This is a genomic window from Synechococcus sp. H60.1, assembly GCF_047462335.1.
Taxonomy (GTDB): domain Bacteria; phylum Cyanobacteriota; class Cyanobacteriia; order Thermostichales; family Thermostichaceae; genus Thermostichus.
The window spans coordinates 1-17474 of the sequence record NZ_JANSJA010000048.1 but is presented as its reverse complement, the minus strand read 5'-3'; the positions used below and the strand labels follow the sequence as shown (position 1 = coordinate 17474).

At 60.9% G+C, this 17474-nt stretch carries 16 protein-coding genes and 1 riboswitch; of the genes, 8 read left to right on the top strand and 8 right to left on the bottom strand.

Annotation, left to right across the window (positions count from 1 at the left end):
* On the top strand, positions 1 to 503 hold a 503-nt coding region (locus NW852_RS02610), incomplete at its 5' end, for a zinc ribbon domain-containing protein (RefSeq protein WP_414426438.1).
* A 94-nt stretch (positions 504 to 597) separates the two neighbouring features.
* On the opposite strand, the gene NW852_RS02605 is transcribed toward NW852_RS02610, so the two are convergent.
* The 5 genes from NW852_RS02605 to NW852_RS02585 form a co-directional block, all read right to left on the bottom strand.
* Positions 598 to 1956: a gluconeogenesis factor YvcK family protein gene (locus NW852_RS02605; protein ID WP_414365777.1), complete on the bottom strand. Its 1359-nt coding sequence runs from the start codon at positions 1954 to 1956 to the stop codon at positions 598 to 600.
* The gene (gene rapZ, locus NW852_RS02600; RefSeq protein WP_414365778.1) at positions 1949 to 2926 is read right to left on the bottom strand and encodes an RNase adapter RapZ; all 978 of its coding nucleotides are present in this window, start codon (positions 2924 to 2926) and stop codon (positions 1949 to 1951) included. The genes NW852_RS02605 and rapZ overlap by 8 nt, the downstream gene beginning before the upstream one ends.
* Positions 2927 to 3005: 79 nt before the next feature.
* Entirely contained in the window at positions 3006 to 3701 is a 696-nt protein-coding gene (gene nth / locus NW852_RS02595) for an endonuclease III (protein ID WP_414365779.1), read from the bottom strand.
* Between the two features lie 6 nt (positions 3702 to 3707).
* Complete coding sequence (rseP, locus tag NW852_RS02590) at positions 3708 to 4808, bottom strand: RIP metalloprotease RseP (protein WP_414365780.1); 1101 nt, start codon at positions 4806 to 4808, stop codon at positions 3708 to 3710.
* Between the two features lie 111 nt (positions 4809 to 4919).
* Entirely contained in the window at positions 4920 to 5162 is a 243-nt protein-coding gene (locus tag NW852_RS02585; protein ID WP_414365781.1) for a NifU family protein, read from the bottom strand.
* Positions 5163 to 5387: 225 nt separating this feature from the next.
* Here NW852_RS02585 and NW852_RS02580 point away from each other — a divergent pair, with 225 nt between their 5' ends.
* The 5 genes from NW852_RS02580 to sppA all read left to right on the top strand — a co-directional run bounded on the left by NW852_RS02580 (position 5388) and on the right by sppA (position 10738).
* A complete protein-coding gene (locus tag NW852_RS02580; RefSeq protein ID WP_414365782.1) occupies positions 5388 to 6482 on the top strand; it encodes a PIN/TRAM domain-containing protein in 1095 nt (364 codons plus the stop codon).
* A 53-nt stretch (positions 6483 to 6535) separates the two neighbouring features.
* A complete protein-coding gene (locus NW852_RS02575) occupies positions 6536 to 8257 on the top strand; it encodes a sensor histidine kinase (RefSeq protein WP_414365783.1) in 1722 nt (573 codons plus the stop codon).
* Positions 8258 to 8264: 7 nt separating this feature from the next.
* Entirely contained in the window at positions 8265 to 9104 is an 840-nt protein-coding gene (gene rsmA / locus NW852_RS02570; RefSeq protein WP_414371966.1) for a 16S rRNA (adenine(1518)-N(6)/adenine(1519)-N(6))-dimethyltransferase RsmA, read from the top strand.
* A 48-nt stretch (positions 9105 to 9152) separates the two neighbouring features.
* A complete protein-coding gene (fabG, locus tag NW852_RS02565; protein ID WP_414371964.1) occupies positions 9153 to 9857 on the top strand; it encodes a 3-oxoacyl-ACP reductase FabG in 705 nt (234 codons plus the stop codon).
* 74 nt (positions 9858 to 9931) lie between these two features.
* Positions 9932 to 10738, top strand: a complete 807-nt coding sequence (gene sppA, locus NW852_RS02560; protein WP_414365786.1) for a signal peptide peptidase SppA — start codon at positions 9932 to 9934, stop codon at positions 10736 to 10738.
* Positions 10739 to 10877: 139 nt separating this feature from the next.
* Here sppA and raf1 read toward each other — a convergent pair whose 3' ends face one another.
* Positions 10878 to 11975: a RuBisCO accumulation factor 1 gene (raf1, locus tag NW852_RS02555; protein WP_414365787.1), complete on the bottom strand. Its 1098-nt coding sequence runs from the start codon at positions 11973 to 11975 to the stop codon at positions 10878 to 10880.
* Between the two features lie 524 nt (positions 11976 to 12499).
* On the bottom strand, positions 12500 to 12940 hold the full coding sequence (locus NW852_RS02550) for a DUF4278 domain-containing protein (RefSeq protein ID WP_414371961.1): 441 nt from the start codon (positions 12938 to 12940) through the stop codon (positions 12500 to 12502).
* A gap of 88 nt (positions 12941 to 13028) precedes the next feature.
* Positions 13029 to 13120, bottom strand: a riboswitch (Glutamine riboswitch).
* Between the two features lie 236 nt (positions 13121 to 13356).
* Here NW852_RS02550 and NW852_RS02545 point away from each other — a divergent pair.
* The gene (locus NW852_RS02545; RefSeq protein WP_414426437.1) at positions 13357 to 15249 is read left to right on the top strand and encodes a cation:proton antiporter; all 1893 of its coding nucleotides are present in this window, start codon (positions 13357 to 13359) and stop codon (positions 15247 to 15249) included.
* Between the two features lie 14 nt (positions 15250 to 15263).
* Here NW852_RS02545 and NW852_RS02540 read toward each other — a convergent pair whose 3' ends face one another.
* Positions 15264 to 16628, bottom strand: a complete 1365-nt coding sequence (locus tag NW852_RS02540; protein ID WP_414365790.1) for a CRTAC1 family protein — start codon at positions 16626 to 16628, stop codon at positions 15264 to 15266.
* Positions 16629 to 16722: 94 nt separating this feature from the next.
* On the opposite strand from NW852_RS02540, the gene rpsT reads away from it, so the two are divergent.
* Positions 16723 to 17025 carry a 30S ribosomal protein S20 gene (gene rpsT / locus NW852_RS02535; protein WP_414334928.1) on the top strand — a complete coding sequence of 101 codons (303 nt, stop codon included), beginning with the start codon at positions 16723 to 16725 and terminating at the stop codon, positions 17023 to 17025.
* Positions 17026 to 17474 lie beyond the last annotated feature (449 nt).

The following is a 17474-nucleotide window of genomic DNA, read 5'->3' as shown; positions in this document are numbered from 1 at the left end:
GTTATGACATCGGGGTAACGGAAAAACTCGACGTCAAGGGCATGACCCATAAAGCCGAAGGTAAAGAGAAGAAGCGCAAGGCCGGACTGAACAAGTCGATTCTGTCGGTAGGTTTTGCAACCCTCAACCGGCTGTTGACCTACAAAATTGAGCAGAAAGGCGGTTTGGTCTTGTTTCTTCCTACACAAACCCTCAAGCCGTCTCAGCGCTGTCCGCAGTGTGGTGCTGTTCACAAGGAGTGGGCAGAGCTAAGTAACCGCTATCATGTCTGCCCTGCCTGTGGTTTTGCGACACCGCGGGACAGGGGGACGGTGATGGTACTGTACAACGTTGCCGTTAATCGGCAACCGGGGCTGGGAACCAGCCTCGTGAGTCTTGGATGCTTCAGCTCTACTTCACAGACCCGGTACACGGGATCCACGGAGCAACTGGGGCAGAAGAAGAGACAAAAGCTCCGCTGCCAAGCGGGTGAGGAAACCCCACCCGCCTACGCGGTGGGGTAGTTCATAACCTCACGAATTAGGGGGATGCCAAAACTGGGCCGCAAGAATCTACTGGCTATGGCCAGCCCTTAGCAAGGTGGGACTGTGGGGTGGCTTAGCGGTGTCTGTCGAACCAGCGCATCAGCATCGCCGCCAGGCGTTCAGGGTTGTGGCGCACCAAGCCAGTCTCAGAATCCTCTTGCATGACATTGGCCAAGACAGCCCGACAGCCCAGGTAGGCCAGCTTATCCGGATCCAAGACCACAAACTCGGAACCGTTGCGGCGGTAATGTTCTAGGGCACGGGGGGAAGGGGGATCCCGTTGCACCAGGACAGCATCGAACAAGCGCACGCCCGCCACCCGATCCAGAGCCATGACGTGATCCCCAACGGTGTAGCCGTCGGTTTCCCCTGGCTCGGTCATAATGTTGCACACGTAGATGTGGGGTGCCATGTTCTTGGCCAAGGCTTCCACAATCTCCGGGATCAAAAGGTTGGGGATGATACTGGTGTAGAGACTGCCCGGCCCCAGCACCACAAACTCTGCCGCCTCGATGGCCTCGATGGCCTCAGGCAAGGCGGGAGGGTTGGGCGGGTCGCAGCCAATGCGACAGATGCGCCCCCTGGCTTTGGCAATGTTGGACTCGCCCACCACGCGGCGGCCATCGCTTAACTCGGCCCAGAGGGTGACATCCGCCAGGGTAGCCGGCAGCACTCGTCCTTGAATGGCCAAGACTTGCGAGGTGGCGGTGATGGCCCGAATCAGGTCGCCGCCGGTAACGGCGGTGAGGGCGGTGATGAACAGGTTGCCAAAACTGTGCCCGCTCAGCCCTTCCCCAGCCTGGAAGCGGTATTGAAACAGCTCCGTGAGCAGCTTTTCTTCGTTGGCCAAGGCGGTAAGGCAGTTGCGGATGTCGCCGGGGGGCAACACGCCGATCTCCCGCCGCAAGCGCCCTGAGGAGCCGCCGTCATCGGCCACAGTAACAATGGCGGTGATGTTGGAGCTGTAGCGCTTCAACCCTCGCAGCAGGTTGGAAAGGCCGGTACCGCCCCCCAGCACCACAATGCGAGGGCCACGGCTCAGGCGTCGCCGCAACAGGAGCTTATCCACCAGCGCCTCGTCTCCTTCTGGGATCAGCACATCTTCGATGGAGCGCATGGCGCTGCGGAAGCCCAGCACCACCATCACCAGGCCGATCCCGGTTACCAAGGGGCCGCTGATGGTGTTTGGGATCCAGGTGGTGATCAGGCGCAGGGTGATGTCGATTAATCGCTTGAGGCGAAAGATGGGGGTCAGCTCTGTCCAGATGGCGATGCCCAGCACCATCAGCAGCACGCCCCCCACGGCCAGGGTGAGCCAGCGCTTGACCGCCAGACCAGGGAAGAGCCATTTCCAGCCATTTCCCGGCCAAGCGGCCTTGCGACGGCGAGGCCCCCCCACGGTGGACTTGTTGCTGAGCACGGGCTTAGTCATGGGGAGGTGCAGGAACACCGGCCAAAGGGATCCTAACCTGTTGCTGTTCTACGCCAGCGTCAGGGGGGGGCGGGCCAAAGCGAGCCTCCAGCTCCCGCTGCGAATCCAGCAAATGGCGGTGCTGCACCTGGATGTTCAGGGCAGGCAGGGCAGGGTTGTCGGTGGGGACGGCCCAAGGCCGCAGATCTTGAGCCAGGCGCTCCACCAGAGCCACAGAGCGATGTTGCCCGCCGGTGCAGCCGATGGCCACGGTTAGGTGGGGCCGTCGTTCTGCTCGGTAGTGGGGCCAGAACGCCTGCACCAGAGAAAAGATCTGCCGGTAGGTGGATTGGGTAACTGGATCCGCAAAGAGGAACGCCTGCAGAGGCGGATCCTGGCCGGTCAGGTGGCGCAGATGGGGCTGAAAGAAGGGATTGGGCAAAAAGCGCACGTCGAACAGCAAGTTGGCATCGAGGGGAGCACCGTACTTGAAGCCGAAGCTGACCAGCCTCAGGTTGAGCGGCTGCGGGATCCCGTGGGCCAGGGCCTGTAATTGCTGCCGCAGTTGCTGGCTGTCCAGCTCAGACGTATCCAGAAGGTGGGTGCAGCGCTCCCGCACGGGGGCCAGATCGCGCACTTCCTGCTCAATGGCCTCCAACAGGCCAACGCCAGGGTGGTGAGGGTGGGGGCGGCGGTGGGCGCTAAGACGGTTGAGCAATACCAGAGGACGGGCCTCCAGAAAGAGGAAAGGGATCCCTTGCGCTTGCCGCCAGCGGTCAAAGGCAAGGAACTGCTCCCGATATTCCGGGATGTGGAGGTTTAGGCTCACCGCCAGAGCAGGGTGGCGAGGCCGCATCGCCTCGATCAAAGAAACAGCCTGGTCAGGCGGGATCCCTTCCAAGCCGGTGTAGCCCAGTTGTTCCAATTGCTGGATGGCCAGGGTTTTCCCAGATCCCGTCAGCCCAGCGATAACCAGAACAGGCAAGGTCACGGGGGTCGGTCTAGTCGGTTGATCGTCCATGCAGCCTATTCTAGGGCGAGGGGGAGCCGAAAAACCGGATGCCAAGCGCTCAAGTCTGGGAGGCTGTTGCAGCTTCTCTGTCCGTTTTCCCCGCCGGTCTCAGGAGGGGAGCGCTGGGGCAGAGATCGGCCAGAAAACACTGGTCGCAAAGGGGTTTACGGGCGGTGCAAATGGCCCGCCCATGGTCGATCAGGCGAATGGACCAATTTTCCCAGTCGGCTTGCGGCAACAACTGCATGAGATCCCGCTCGATGCGCACGGGATCCTCGTGCTCGGTGAGGCCGAGGCGACGGCTGAGGCGCTTGACGTGGGTATCGACAGTCACGCCGGCGTTGATGCCAAAGGCATGGGCCAGCACCACATTGGCCGTCTTGCGGGCCACCCCCGGCAGAGTGAGCAGCTCCGGCATGGTGCGCGGCACCTGGCCGCCGAAGTCGGTCACGATCTTGCGGCAGGCCTCTTGGATGTGTTTAGCCTTGTTGCGGTAGAAGCCGGTGGAACGGATCAGGGCCTCGATCTCCTCCCGTGGGGCTGCCGCCAGCGCCTGGGCATCGGGAAAGCGGCGAAACAGCTCCGGCGTAACTTGGTTGACCCGCTCGTCGGTGCACTGTGCAGACAAAATGGTGGCCACCAGCAGTTGCAGCGGCGTTTGGTAGTGGAGGGCACAGGTGGAGTTGGGATAATGGCGCTTCAGCCGGATCAGGATCTCCAAAGCCCGCTGGCGCAAAGCCCGCTTGCTAGTCATCTGCAGCTAGCCCGACCCGGTGACAATGGCAAGGGTGTCCTTAAAGATCAGCACTACCCCCAGACCCAGCAGCAGCACCAAGCCCGTCTGCATCACCCGTTCCTCCAGTTCTCTGGGCAGCCGCTTGCCGCGGATCGCTTCCAGGATCAAAAAGGCGATGTGCCCCCCATCCAAGGCGGGCAGGGGCAACAGGTTGAGAATGGCCAGGTTGATGCTGATCAAAGCGGTGAAATTAAACAAGCTGGCCGCGTCATCCCGCGCCAAGTCGGCACCAATCTTGACAATCCCCACCGGCCCGGATACCTGGGTGGCCGTGTTTTGGAAGTTCTGCAGGAGCTGCTGCAGGCCACTGATGTTCATCATCACCAGGCGCTGGTAGGCATTCCCGGCTTCGGCAAAGATCTCTGCCAGGCTCTGGGCCGGGCGCAGTGTCACCTCTTGGTTGGGGGCCAGGTTGACCCCAATGGCCACCACCTCTCCCCGCATCTCGGGAATCACCGTGATCTCCAGAATGGGATCCCCTTCCCCTCGCTGCACCTGCAGGGGGACGGGCTGGTTTTCGCTGCGGCGGATCAACGCCTGAAAATCATTGAGAGCTGCCAAGGCCGAGGTCTCGTCGGCAACTGTGCTGTAGTCGTGGTCGGCCGCCCGCAACACCACATCTTCCGCCTGCAAGCCAGCTTGCTCCGCCGGGCTATCCGGCATCACCTGAGCAATGAGAATGCCAGGCTGGATGCGCGTAACCGAGGGGATCCCCACCGAAGCAAACATCAGCACCAGCACCAGGTAGGCAAAGGCCAGGTTGGCCATCACCCCCGCGCTCATCACCACCAGGCGATCCGCAACAGGGCGGTTCTTCAGCAGATCCGGGTCGTCGGGCGGGTAGGGGGAGCGCTCGTCATCGTCGGGAAAGCCCACGTAGCCCCCCAACGGCAGGGCGCGAATGGCGTACTCCGTCTCCTTGCCCTGGTAGCGCCACAGCACCGGGCCAAACCCCAGCGAAAAGCGGTTGACGTGGATCCCTTGGAGTTTGGCTGCCGCGAAGTGTCCCGCCTCATGCACCAGGATCAGCAGGGCGAGGATGGCGATGGAGAGGAGGACAGGCATGGGCTGGCTTGAAGGAAAGAAGGAAAAAAGGTCAAGAGGCAGAGAGTCACAGCGACGGCTGCACCTGCTGCCCTAGGGAACCAAGATAACAGACCAGAAGCGGCAGAGCCCTCAGAACACCTGTTCTACTTCCAGGATGTCGGGAATGCTCTCCCGCAACTTGCGCTCGATGCCCATTTTTAAGGTCAGGGTGGAACTGGGGCAGGCGCCACAGGCCCCCTGTAGGCGCAGCTTCACCACCGGTCCGTCGATTTCCACCAGCTCTACATTGCCGCCATCGGCTTGCAGGTAGGGGCGCAGCTCGTCCAACACTTTTTCCACATTTTCGGCGTTCAATTCCAGTGCTTGTGCCATAGTTGCTTCCAGCTTTGCTGAGACCTTGCCTAAGACGTTGATTGTAGCCATTTCTCGCCTCACCCCCCAAGCCAGGGAGGGATGGCCTTTCTTCAGCATAGTCTCCTTCTTTCGGGGTGGGGGATGAGATCCCCCTCTTCAGCCAGAAGACTAGAATAGGAGTCGGATTTGCCTATTGCGAGTAGCAGACCCAAGCATATTCTGAGCAGGGGCGCTTTCTTCGCCATGTTAGATGTCTTGCTGATTGGGATCTTCATGTTGGCCGGGGCAGGTCTCGGATTCTACGGCCTGGATCTGCTCCCTCCTGCCGCCATCCAGGGGGCCAATGTGGAGGGGGCGCGCGTGGTTACCAGCGGCTTTGGTGTCCTGGCGGGTTTGGCTTTGGGATCCCTGGTGCGCTGGGGCTACCGCCGCTTCGAGGCCAATGTACGCTCGCTGCCGCCGGATGTGTTGATCAGCCGCTCGGTGGGGCTGGTGATTGGCCTGGTGATTGCCAATTTGGCCATGGCTCCTGTCTATTTGTTGCCCCTGCCCCAGCAGCTCAATAACTTTATTGAGCCACTGGCCTCCATCTTTTTTAGCCTGTCCTTTGCCTACTTGGGGGTAAGTTTGGCCGATACCCATGGCCCTGCACTCCTGCGCCTGTTCAACCCCAACTACGCCCTGCAGGCGGCGGCAGAAGGCAGTGTGGTGGCGGCCAGCGCCAAGGTTTTAGACACCAGCTCGATCATCGACGGGCGCGTGGCCCAGTTGATCGAGACGGGCTTTTTGGAGGGGACGCTGGTGATCCCTCGCTTTGTCATCGCGGAGCTGCAAACCATTGCCGACAAAGCCGATCCGCAAAAACGGGAGCGAGGTCGCAGAGGGTTGGATACGCTGCAAGCGCTGCGCCAGTCTTACCCCGAGCGCTTTGTGATTCACGAAGCCAACTACCCGGATCTGACCACCGTGGACGAGAAGCTGGTGCGCCTTGCCCAAAATGTGGGGGGAACGCTGGTGACCACCGATTACAACCTGAAAAAGGTGGCCACGCTGCAGGGGATCAAGGTGCTGAACGTGAACGAGCTGGCCGAAGCGCTGCGACCCATCTACATTGCTGGCGATAGCTTCGAGATCAAGATTACCCGCGAAGGCAAGGAGCCGGGCCAGGGGGTAGGCTATCTGGAGGACGGCACGATGGTGGTGGTGGAAGAGGGACAGCGCTCTCTGGGCAAGACCCGCTCTGTTGTGGTGACCAGCGCCATTCAAACCTCGGCGGGCCGGATGATCTTTGCCCGACTCAACAAGGACTCCAGCCCAGCTTCCTCTGCGAAAACCTGAGGCTTCAGGCCGAAGAGCTCTGTTTTTCCGACGCAATGATGGCCTCTTCCCCAATGGGTGTCCTCCAACCAGATCTAATTTTCTACACCCAGGATCGCCAGCAGCGTTTCTGGAGTTTTTATTGGGAGGGTGCTGAGAACTACGCTATCTACCCGCCGCAGATCCTGAGCGGACAGCAAAGCTGGGAGGTGGCTAATGCGGAGGAGTACCAAGCCAAGCTCGAGCAGGTGTTTGCGAGTGGGGATCCCTTGCAGCACCAGTGTCAGGTGATCTCTCCCCGCTACAAGTTGCACTTGCATCTTTGCCTCAACCCGGTGCGGGACATGGAGGGGGAGGTGGTGGCCGTCTCGGTGGTGGGCAAGGTGTTGGGGGCAACGCCTTTCAACTTGGCCGGCGGAGCCAGCAGCTCTACTGCCCAGCCCCATCCCCTTCTGACCAACCCGGTGCCGGGGATCACGGCCCAGTTGCTGCGCAACATCGGCCACTCCCTGGATATCCGCGAGCTGTGCCAGCAGACGGTGGAGCAGTTGGGGCAGTTGTTTGGGGTGGATCGCTGCCTGTTGGCCCTCTACGAAGTGGGGCAGGACTCCCTCACGGTTAACGCCGAGTACCGCCGCAACCCAGGGGATCCCTCGCTGTTGAACCAGACGTTGCGTCTGGCGGATCACCCGCCTCTGCTGCAAGCCCTTCGTCAAGAAGAGCCGGTGGTGATGGGACGCCATCTGGCCATCGCCATGTCTTACCGGGGCTATGCCAACAGCCTGCTCTGGCTGGAAGTGTTGCCCCCCAACGAAGCCCCCGTCTGGCAGGCCGGCCACCTCCAGGTGCTGCAGAGCATCGCCACCTACCTGGGCACGGCGATTGCCCACGCCATCTTGCTGGATCAAAGCCGCCAACTGGCCACTCGCCTGCAGTTGGCCAACCAGACACTGCGCCAGAAAAACAAAGAGCTGGAGCAGGCCCGTGCCCAAGCAGAATCGGCCAACCAACTGAAAAGTCAATTCTTGGCCAATACTTCCCATGAGCTGCGCACCCCTCTCAACGGGATCATCGGCTTTATTAGGCTGGTGCTGGACGGAATGGCCGAAAGCCGAGAAGAGGAGCTGGACTTTTTGCAGGAAGCCTACCGCTCGGCCCTGCACCTGTTGGCCTTGATCAACGACGTGCTGGACATCGCCAAGATCGAGGCAGGCAAAATGCAGTTGGAGTTTCAGCCCTGCGACCTGCAAGTCCTCTTCAAGGATGTGGAGGCCAAAACCAGTTTGCAGGCCAGTCAAAAGGGATTGCAGCTCAGCTTCTACCTGCCCCCCACGGCAGAGCCCATTTTGCTCTATGGCGACTACCAACGCCTGCTGCAGGTGATGCTCAATCTAGTGGGCAATGCCATCAAGTTTACCCCCAGGGGTTCTGTGACGGTGCGAGCAGACCTCCTGCCGGGCGAGCCGGGGATGGCCCGCATTCGCGTGATTGACACCGGGATCGGTGTGTCGTTGGAAAAGCAGCAGAAGCTGTTTCAGGCCTTCACCCAGGTGGATGGCTCCACCACCCGCCAGTACGGAGGCACCGGCTTGGGCTTAGCCATCAGCCAACGGCTGGTGGAGGCGATGGGGGGAGAGATCAACTTCTATAGCCTGGGCGAAGGGCTGGGATCCACCGTCACTTTTACCGTGCCCCTCTACCGCCAGCCGCTCCTGGGCGGGGAGGCGAGCCCAGCTCAAAAAGGTTCCCCCGAGGATACAGATCCCAACCTAATCTCCTATCCGGCCCAGTGCTGATCCAGCAATGCCCTATCCCCGCAAACGGTTTGGCCAGCATTGGCTTAAGGATCCCACGGTTCATGAGGCGATTTTGCGGGCTGCCCAGTTGCCGCCCCCTCAGAGGGATCCTCCGTGGGTTCTGGAGATCGGCCCTGGCACTGGGCAGTTGACGCAGCGGTTGCTGGCCCAGGGCGTACATGTGGTGGCAGTGGAGATCGATCGAGATCTGTGTCGGCTGCTGCAAAAGCGCTTCGCCGACCAACCCCGCTTTCACCTGGTGGAAGGAGATTTTCTTCGCCTGCCGCTCCCGCCTCAGGCCCGCCTGCTGGTGGCCAATATCCCCTATAACCTCACCGGCCCAATTTTGGAGAAAGTGCTGGGATCCCCGGCCCAACCGGTGAGGCAGTTTGAGCGCATCGTCTTGATGGTGCAAAAAGAGCTGGCTGAGCGCCTGCAGGCCGGCCCCGGCAGCAGGGCCTACGGTGCTTTGAGTGTACGGGTGCGTTACCTAGCTGAGTGCGAGCTCATCTGCCGCGTGCCCCCCAGCGCCTTCCGGCCTCCTCCCCAAGTGGAATCGGCAGTGGTTCGCCTCACTCCCCGCCCTGCCCCCATCCCCGCCCGCGATCCCCGCTGGTTCTCCCAACTGGTTTGCCAGGGCTTCTCCACCCGCCGCAAGCAACTTGTCAACGCTCTAGGAGGCCTCGTGGATCGCCAGACCGTGGCCGCCGCTCTCGCCCAGCTCCGCCTCAGCCCCACGGCCCGTGCCGAAGAGCTGGATCTGCCCGATTGGCTGGCCCTGAGCGATCTGCTACTGGAGCAGACACCTAGGATGGCTGCCGTTTCCGGCGAGGGAAAACCGCGGTAGGGTGAGAGGGAGTCCTCAAGGGTTTTTCACCAGATTCCAAAACAACCTATGCTCAACAACCAGGGCAAACAGATCCTTGTAACTGGCGGTACCGGTGGGCTGGGGTTGGGAGTAACCCCCGTGCTCCTGGACACAGGGGCAGAGTTGACCTTGACCTACCGCCAAGAAGAGGAGTTGGCTGTCTTGCGGCAGCGCCTGCCGGCCAATAGCCTGGGCCAGGTGCGCTGTGTGCAGGTGGATTTGCTGAACGAAGCCGCTGTGGCACAGCTCATTGACGATCTGCCCCGCGTTGATGGCTTGGTGCACCTGGTGGGCGGCTTTGCCATGGGCCCCACCCACGAGTACAGCTTAGAAAATTGGCGGCGTGACTTTGACCTCAATCTCACCACCACTTTTTTGGCCTGTAAGCACAGCCTGCGCAAGATGTGGCAACAGGGTTATGGACGGATCGTGACCGTGGCCTCCCGAGGGGCGGTAGAGCCGGGATCCCAACTGGCCGCCTACTGTGCTTCCAAAGCGGGGGTGGTGGCCCTGACCCGCACCATTGCCGCCGAAACCAAAGGCACTGACATCACCGCCAACGCAGTTCTGCCCAGCATCATCGACACGCCAGCCAACCGGGCTACCATGGGCTCCGAGCAGGCAGAGCTGTGGGTAAAGCCCGAGTCTATCGGCCAGGTGATCGCCTTTTTGGTCTCGGAAGCGGCGCGGGATCTGAGAGGGGCAGCGATCCCGGTGTACGGCAATGTCTAAGCTGCTTGGTTGACCGCACCCCCAGACGGCCTTCATGATACGAGGGTAGAGGCTTATTTTCGTGCCGTTTTCTTATGCTGAAGCGATTGTTCTCGGGGGGCTGGCGTCGGCAAATTGGCCGCATTGAGGTAACAGGGGTGATCGATGGCAGAACCCGGGAGCGGGTTCTCAAAGCCTTGAAAGAGGTGGAAGAAAGACAGATCCCGGCAGTGGTGTTGCGCATCGACAGCCCCGGTGGGACAGTGGCAGACTCCCAGGAAATCTACAATGCCCTCTCGCGCCTGCGGGAACGCAAGGGCACCCGCATTGTGGCCAGCTTTGGCAACATCGCTGCCTCTGGGGGGGTTTACATTGCCATGGGAGCCGAGAAAATTGTCAGCAACCCCGGCACCATCACTGGCAGCATCGGCGTCATTATCCGCGGCAACAATCTCGAACGGCTGCTGGACAAGGTAGGGATTTCCTTTAAGGTCATCAAGTCCGGCCCCTACAAGGATATCCTTTCCTTTGACCGCGAGCTGACCCCAGAAGAGCGCAACATCCTCCAAGAGTTAATCGACATCACATACGGCCAATTTGTGCAAACCGTTGCTGCCGCTCGCCGGCTGAGCGTGAATGTGGTCAAAACCTTTGCCGATGGACGCATTTTCAGCGGCGAACAAGCTCTGCACCTGGGCGTGGTGGATCGCCTGGGCACAGAAGAGGATGCCCGCCTCTGGGCCGCGGAGCTGGCAGGGCTGCCGCCCGATGCGAAGTTCTGCGATCTACTCCCACGGCGCAGGGGTTGGGCTCGCTTGCTACCGGCGGCAGAGGCATTGGCGCGTCTGCAATTTGAGGTAAGCACCTCAGGCCTGCCCCTGTGGCTCTACACTGGTTCGTGAGAGGCGACCTCCAGAACTGTGAGGATTGGTTCTTCCGCCCCCAAGCCTTATGCCGGCATAAGAGAAAAGCAAAGCCGGAAGCCGCTTTGCCACTCGTTCCTGGCCGGGGGCTGGGGGTGGTGCATCTGGCTTTCTGGAGTTATTCCTCTATTTGCCAGGGATCCTGTGCCAACTCCTCGTCGAAGATGCGGGGGGGACGCACTGCCATCAGCACCTGGCCCAGCAGGGGAGAGGGGGGCAAATTCTCTATCCACTCCACCGCCACGGCTCCCTCCCGATCCACCAGGAAAACCCCCGCCATTCCTTCCCAGGTGCGAACGGCGCGATCGACCACCAGCAAAATTGGATCCTGTTCTTCTTCAGGTGCCACCGGCCAGCCCAACAGGGATCCCAGCAAACCATTCTCCACCTGCAGGGCGACTGGGTCGGCGGCCCTTTGAATGGCTGGCCAAGCGGGCAAGGCCATCCACGTTTGCCCAGCCACGCTGGTGACCCAACCAAAAAGGCCTTGAGGCTCAACGGCAGGGATCTGCTCCCAGGTGGCAGTAGAAAGAGGCAGGGATCCAGCCACCGGCATCAGGCGGGGCAGATCCTCTTCCGGGCGAAACACCGAAAGCCTGGGCAACGGCTTGCGCTGGGGTTGGGAGCCGGGAGCCAGCGTCGACAAGAGCCGCTCAACCTGTTGGCGGGCCGTTTCGCTGTGGGCATACTGAAAGGCGCGGCCAATGGCCCGGGCTCGCTCCTGTAGATCGCGGGTTTCCTGGGCAGTTTTCCAGGCTTGATAGGCCACCGCATCGCCAGGGTGATCCGTGAACCCTTCCGGGAGCTGCCGCAGTTGGGCATAGTTCTTCATGGCACGGGCGATCTCGTGCGCCTCATCGGCACCTAGGTTGCGGCTGACAATCAGCTCCGCCACCCGGACGCGATCCTGGGGCGAGAGGATGCGCAACTCGTAGAGGATATCGCTGCCTTTTTGGGCAAAGTGCTCCAAAACAGCTAAGCTGGCTCCTGCTTTCGCCATTCCTTCGTAAACCTGGGCGGCGACAATGATCTGGTTTTGGCGGACGGGCTCAAACCCAGTCGCCTCGAAGATGGCCTGGGGAGTCACTTTCTGTCGTTGCAAGCTTTGGCAGGCCTTTGCCCAGTCCAGCCACCCCCCCTCTTTGCGCCGCAGCCGATCCATCAACAGGCTGGGATCTTCCTCCGGAACAGAGGATTCCGGCAAATGCTGACTCATCGCTAGGCTTCCTCCGCAACGACAATAGCCCAAAATAAACTACCCCACCGCCTAGGCGGGTGGGGTTTTAGCGCTACGCGCCGCTGACGCGAATAGCAGCTCTGCAGTTGGCAAGCCAACCACGAACCCCCCTCTATCCCCCCGTATACAGAGGGAAGGGGGGCAGGCTGGTTTATGGCAGCCCCCCAAAAGTGCAATCACATTCTTGACTCCTGCTCTTGCCGCCTTGTAGCGCACAAACTGCCTCAACGGGCAGAACGCCCCTCGCGCTAGCGGGCCGTAGGCCTCACTGTTCAACCGCCGCCGTTCTGTCTAGCTGCGCGGCTGTTGGTTGACACGTTCCCCCTCCCGCCAGCGAACCTTAGGCCTTGGTTGCGTCCAGCTTTGGGGCTCGCGACGCAGCCACCTCGAGCTTGCAGGAGATAGTCAGGACTTGGGTCATACTTATTAGGTGCCATCCCTCCCCACCGTACCGTATGGACGGTGGGGTACCCCGCCTATTGCGATGAACTTTGGTGGGCACACTAGCTCATGCTGACCCGGCTACGGTCGTAGTTGAGCCGAAAAGTGGGATGTACCTTCCCCTGGATGCGGTTCCAGAAGTTGCGCACATTGACATGCAGGCCAACCCGCTCTGTGCCACGCACCAACATGGCTTGCTGACGAATCCGAATCGCGCGTTGGTGGCCCATCATCAGGCGGCGAGCCAGCTCATCCAGAACGTGAGAACGGCCAGGAGCAGGTGCCTCGGCTGTCTGAACGGTTTGAGGCGGCGCTGCAGCAGCTTCGGAACGATAGGCCACACCCCGATAGAGCAGGTCAAGGTTGGTGGGCAAAACCACCGGCTTGCTCAGGTGGCGGAACCGCCAGTCCAGCCCCCGATAGCGACCCCCCACTTTGCCCGGAGAAACAGTCACCGTCGCCGGTGAGTGGGTGTAACCAACGCCACGGTAAGAGAGTTCCATGATCTTCGCCTCCAAATGTAATAGTCTGCATCCACTTCACTTCCTGAGGAGTGACCCGGGATGTCCCGTGGACAGTCCCAGGGGTTGAGGCGCGTTCCTTCGGGATAGCTCCCTACTTCCGTCCTCCGGCTGCCGTCTTGCTCCTTTCTGGATCGAACAGCACGCGAGAGGATGAACGATTTCTATCTACGTTCTGTATTATAAGCTACGGTTTTGAGGTATCGCTATCAACTTTTAACAAAAATTTCTACTGATCCCCTGTCTGGCTGCCCGAGAACCCCTACTGGGGTGCAGGGGATCCCCTTCGGGAGCCGGTTTCAGCGTTTTGGGCTGGGCCTTCTACCCTCTCGAGAGGTGAAGAGAGGCATTATCGTGGAAGAATACTCAGGATTGGCTACAAAAGTTCATACTCCTCGGTGGGTGTCTCTGTGCAGGAAGACTTTCGCCTGATTCTGGACATCGTGACGGTGTTGGCGGCAGCAGCGGCGGGTGGCTTTCTGGCAGCGCTGCTGAGGCAGCCGGTGTTGCTTGGGTACCTCCTGGCGGGGATCCTGGTGGGGCCAACGGGTCTGGGGTGGATCAAAGAAGTGGTGCAGGTGGAAACTCTGGCCCAGTTCGGGGTGACCTTTTTGCTATTTACCTTGGGGGTGGAGTTTTCCCTCAAAGAATTGCGCCAGGTGCGGGGGATCGCCATTGGCGGCGGTGCCTTGCAGATCGGCCTGACCATCGCGATCACAGCGGTGCTGGCGGTGGCCAGCGGCTGGCTGACGCCGGTGCAGGGGATCTTCCTGGGGGCGGTGCTCTCTTTGTCTTCCACGGCGGTGGTGCTCAAAAGCCTTACCGAGACCAACCAGATGGGCACGCCCCAAGCTCAGGCCATGCTGGGGATCTTGATTGTGCAGGATCTGGCGGTAGGGCTGATGCTGGCGGTGTTGCCGGCTTTGGATTGTCCTTTGCCGGAGCTGGCGGGATCCCTGGCCAAGTCCCTGGCGGAGATCGGCCTGGTGGGTCTGGGAGCAGTGGTGGGCGGGATGTGGCTGGTGCCCGCTTTCCTGCGGCTTTTGGCGCAGCAGGAGAGCAAAGAAGTGTTTTTGCTGGGGGTGATCAGCCTCTGTGTGGGGATTGCCCTGTTGACGGAGCGGCTGGGCATTTCCAGTGAGATCGGGGCTTTTATCGCCGGGCTGATGATCTCAGAAGTGGAATACGCCGACCAGACCCTGGCTTACGTAGAGCCCTTGCGGGATGTGTTTGCCGCCCTCTTTTTTGCTGCCATTGGTATGCTCATCGATCCCAGCTTTATCGCCGCCCACCTGCCCTTGATCCTAGGGTTAGTGGGGCTGGTGATGGTGGGCAAGTTTTGCCTGGTGGCCCCTTTGGCCGGTCTGTTCGGCTACCCGCTCCCCTCAGCGGTGTTGGTGGGGCTGGGCCTCTCGCAGATCGGCGAGTTCTCCTTTGTCTTGGCCAGTGAAGGGCAGGCGCTGGGGCTGGTGTCGCGGCAACTCTATTTGCTCATCGTCAGCACCACCGCTGTTACCCTGCTCGTCACTCCCTTTCTGCTCAGGGGCGCGCCGCGACTGCTGGCAAACTTACAAGGGATCCCCTTCTGGGCCCGTTGGCTGGAAGGGAGCGAGCAGCCCCGCGCTCTGGCTCCCGACGCTCCCCAAGAGGGGCACGTGGTGGTGTGCGGCTATGGACAGGTGGGGCAAGACATCGTGCGCATCCTGGAAGCCCGTCGCCATCCCCTTTTGGTGATTGACCAGTCGGAACGGGTGATCCAACAGTTGCGCTCGCGCGGGATCCCCTATCTCTACGGCAATGCCGCCAGCGCCCTGGTGCTGGAGAAAGCTTGTCTGTCCCAAGCTCGCGCCCTGGTGATCGCCCTGCCGGATCGCCTGAGCATGCGCCTCTGCTTGAAACGGGCGCTGGAACTGGCGCCCCACCTGGATGTGGTGGTGCGGGCCACCCATGAAGAGGACATCGAGCAGCTCTATCAGTTGGGAGCCCGAGAAGTCGTCCACCCGGAATTTGAGGCCAGCCTGGGGTTGTGCAGCCATGTGCTGCTGAAGCTGGGCGAGCCCCTGGAGGTCATCCAGCAGGAGATTCTGGCCATCCGCAGCAGCCACTACCGCGATTTGCGACCTCTCCACCCCAGTTGCCTGATCCCCACGCCTGTCAGTTGGCTGACACCCCCTTCTCCCCCCCTCCCCGCTCCTGCCAAGGGCAGCTCACCTGAGGTGCTGGCCTGGTGGGAACACTGGCAGCGCCCCGTGCAGCCGGAATGGGCAGGGATCTCAGGCTCCGCTGAGTAGATCTCTCAGGGGAGCTAGCCAGGATAAGGGATCCGCAAAAGCTCGTTGACCGGCGGGCGAGCCACCTGCAACTGTTTTCCGTCCGGCCACTGGATCTGGATTTCCTTGACCAGCGTTTCGGATCCCAGGCCAAAGTGGGCCACCGGCTCCATCTGACAGAGGTAGCCGCTGCCGGCATCGATGGGACGGATCTGCGTGCGAGTGGGGGTGATCAGCCGCACCAGGGCGCCGCGGGCCGGGGATCCTTGGCGAGTCAGGGGCAAGACCCTTAGCCAGTTGTTGGCATTAGCCAGGGGGCGGTAGAAGCTCAGGGGCTGGGCGCCTGATTCTCCGTGGGCAATGAGCAGCTCCAGGCGACCGTCCCCATCCACATCGGCGACTGCCGCTCCCGTCCCCAATCCCTGCGGCTCGGCAGCCTCTCCAATGTCAATGGCCTGCCAGCAGCCAGAGCGCCAGCCAAACAGGCGGTTGGGCTCGCCGATGTTGTTAAAAAACAGCTCCGGGTAGCCGTCGTTGTCGAAGTCGGCAGCAATCACCGTGCGAATGCGGGAGGGCCTGGCCAGCTCCGGCGGAGCCACGTTCTTAAAGATGCCGCTAGGGGTTTGGATCCAGAGGCGATGCGGCCCTTCCCAATTGCCGTAGACCAAGTCCAGCCGCCCGTCCCCATCCAGATCCACTGCTGCCACGCCGCGCCCGTGCTCGCCGGGATCCGCCAGCCCCACTTCGGCGGCAATTTCTTCAAAGGTGCCATCCCCGCGGTTGCGAAACAAAAAGTTGGGCCCCTGCTCGTTGACAGCAAAAATGTCCATCCGCTGCGAGACCAAGGGCAGGGCCACCAGCCCCCGCCCGCCCGTTACCCGGTTCACCCCCGCCTCTGGTGCCACATCGGCAATCATTTGGCCGGAGGAAAGCTCGTAAAGGCGCATGGGGCCGCCGTAGTTGGCCACGAAAAACCCGTACCGCCCCTGGCCAAAGCGATCCACGCAGGCCACCGAGCGACCGGCCGTCAAGTTGAGGGCATCTTGGTTGTGGGGTAGAGAGAACAGATCCACCCAACGGGATCCCTGCCAGTCGAAGAGGCGATCCCCAAAGCGCTTGCGCCCGCCGAAGGTATCGGTATTCAAAACATAGAGTTCTTCTTGGCCGTCGCCGTCGAAGTCGCCGGCAGCCACCCCGATGGCCATCCGCCCTGCATCGGCCAGAGTATCGTCCACCAGATCCATCAGCGCCTGGCCGTTCCACTTCAAAACCCGATTCGGGCCGCGGAAGCCGCACACAAACAGCTCAAAAGCCCCGTCCCGATCCACATCGCAAACGGCAACCCCATAGAAAAGGGCAGGGGGGTTGAACTGGAGGAGGGAGCTGCAATCTTGAAACATGGGGATCTCGTCGGGCGGATAGGAGAGGCAGGAACTGGTGGAGCTCCAGACTCTAATGGTATGCTAGATCCTCGCTGTAACTTCCCTTTCAACCATGCCACGCATCAAATCTGCCATCAAGCGCGTCAAGATTGCCGAACGAAATCGGCTGCGCAACAAAGCTACCAAGGCCATGGTGCGCGCGCTGATGAAAAAAGTGATCTCCCTCTCCTCTACTTACGCCGCCAACCCCCAACCGGAAACCCTGCAGGAGATTCAAGCGGCGATGAGCGCTGCCTTTAGCCGCATCGACAAAGCGGCCAAAACAGGGGTTCTCCACAAAAACACAGCCGCCCGTCGGAAGGCTCGTCTATCTCGGATTGTGCAACGATCCCTAGCCGCCACAAGTGCCTCCTAAGACAGGGTTTTGGACAGGCGGAGCCCAAAGGTCTCTACTGCTGCCCCGGAAGCAAGCTTAAGCATTTGCCTACCGAGCTTTTTTGACACTCCCACCGACTAAAGTCGGGGGATTCTTACGCAGTCCACAGACGGACTCGCAAAGGCACTGTCAAGACGCCCCTAGACAGTCCCTTGAGACAAAGCCCCAAGGTTCTGCTTACCTTCCTCAGTAGGTTAGCGGCAGCATTGGCATCTGCGTTAACCAGCAACCCTGCTGCCGTTTGGTATAGCCCCCGCTTTACTCGCTTCCCAGATGCTCGCCACCCGTCGGGTTTTTCACCATAGTTAGGTAGCTCATCCCCATCCAATCGGTGGGAATGAAGACAAAGCTCTGGTTGTTAACCTTGCCTAGGTTGCACTCTTGCTTTTGCCCTTGGTTCCAGCCAAAGATAATTCTCCCAATAGAGT

What these genes read in the sequence shown, in the direction of transcription:
- NW852_RS02605 (WP_414365777.1), bottom strand. Translation starts at nt 1,956, where the DNA reads ATGACTAAGCCCGTGCTCAGCAACAAGTCCACCGTGGGGGGGCCTCGC.
- nth (WP_414365779.1), bottom strand. Translation starts at nt 3,701, where the DNA reads ATGACTAGCAAGCGGGCTTTGCGCCAGCGGGCTTTGGAGATCCTGATC.
- rseP (WP_414365780.1), bottom strand. Translation starts at nt 4,808, where the DNA reads ATGCCTGTCCTCCTCTCCATCGCCATCCTCGCCCTGCTGATCCTGGTG.
- NW852_RS02585 (WP_414365781.1), bottom strand. Translation starts at nt 5,162, where the DNA reads ATGGCACAAGCACTGGAATTGAACGCCGAAAATGTGGAAAAAGTGTTG.
- NW852_RS02580 (WP_414365782.1), top strand. Translation starts at nt 5,388, where the DNA reads ATGTTAGATGTCTTGCTGATTGGGATCTTCATGTTGGCCGGGGCAGGT.
- NW852_RS02575 (WP_414365783.1), top strand. Translation starts at nt 6,536, where the DNA reads ATGGGTGTCCTCCAACCAGATCTAATTTTCTACACCCAGGATCGCCAG.
- rsmA (WP_414371966.1), top strand. Translation starts at nt 8,265, where the DNA reads ATGCCCTATCCCCGCAAACGGTTTGGCCAGCATTGGCTTAAGGATCCC.
- fabG (WP_414371964.1), top strand. Translation starts at nt 9,153, where the DNA reads ATGCTCAACAACCAGGGCAAACAGATCCTTGTAACTGGCGGTACCGGT.
- sppA (WP_414365786.1), top strand. Translation starts at nt 9,932, where the DNA reads ATGCTGAAGCGATTGTTCTCGGGGGGCTGGCGTCGGCAAATTGGCCGC.
- raf1 (WP_414365787.1), bottom strand. Translation starts at nt 11,975, where the DNA reads ATGAGTCAGCATTTGCCGGAATCCTCTGTTCCGGAGGAAGATCCCAGC.
- NW852_RS02550 (WP_414371961.1), bottom strand. Translation starts at nt 12,940, where the DNA reads ATGGAACTCTCTTACCGTGGCGTTGGTTACACCCACTCACCGGCGACG.
- NW852_RS02540 (WP_414365790.1), bottom strand. Translation starts at nt 16,628, where the DNA reads ATGTTTCAAGATTGCAGCTCCCTCCTCCAGTTCAACCCCCCTGCCCTT.
- rpsT (WP_414334928.1), top strand. Translation starts at nt 16,723, where the DNA reads ATGCCACGCATCAAATCTGCCATCAAGCGCGTCAAGATTGCCGAACGA.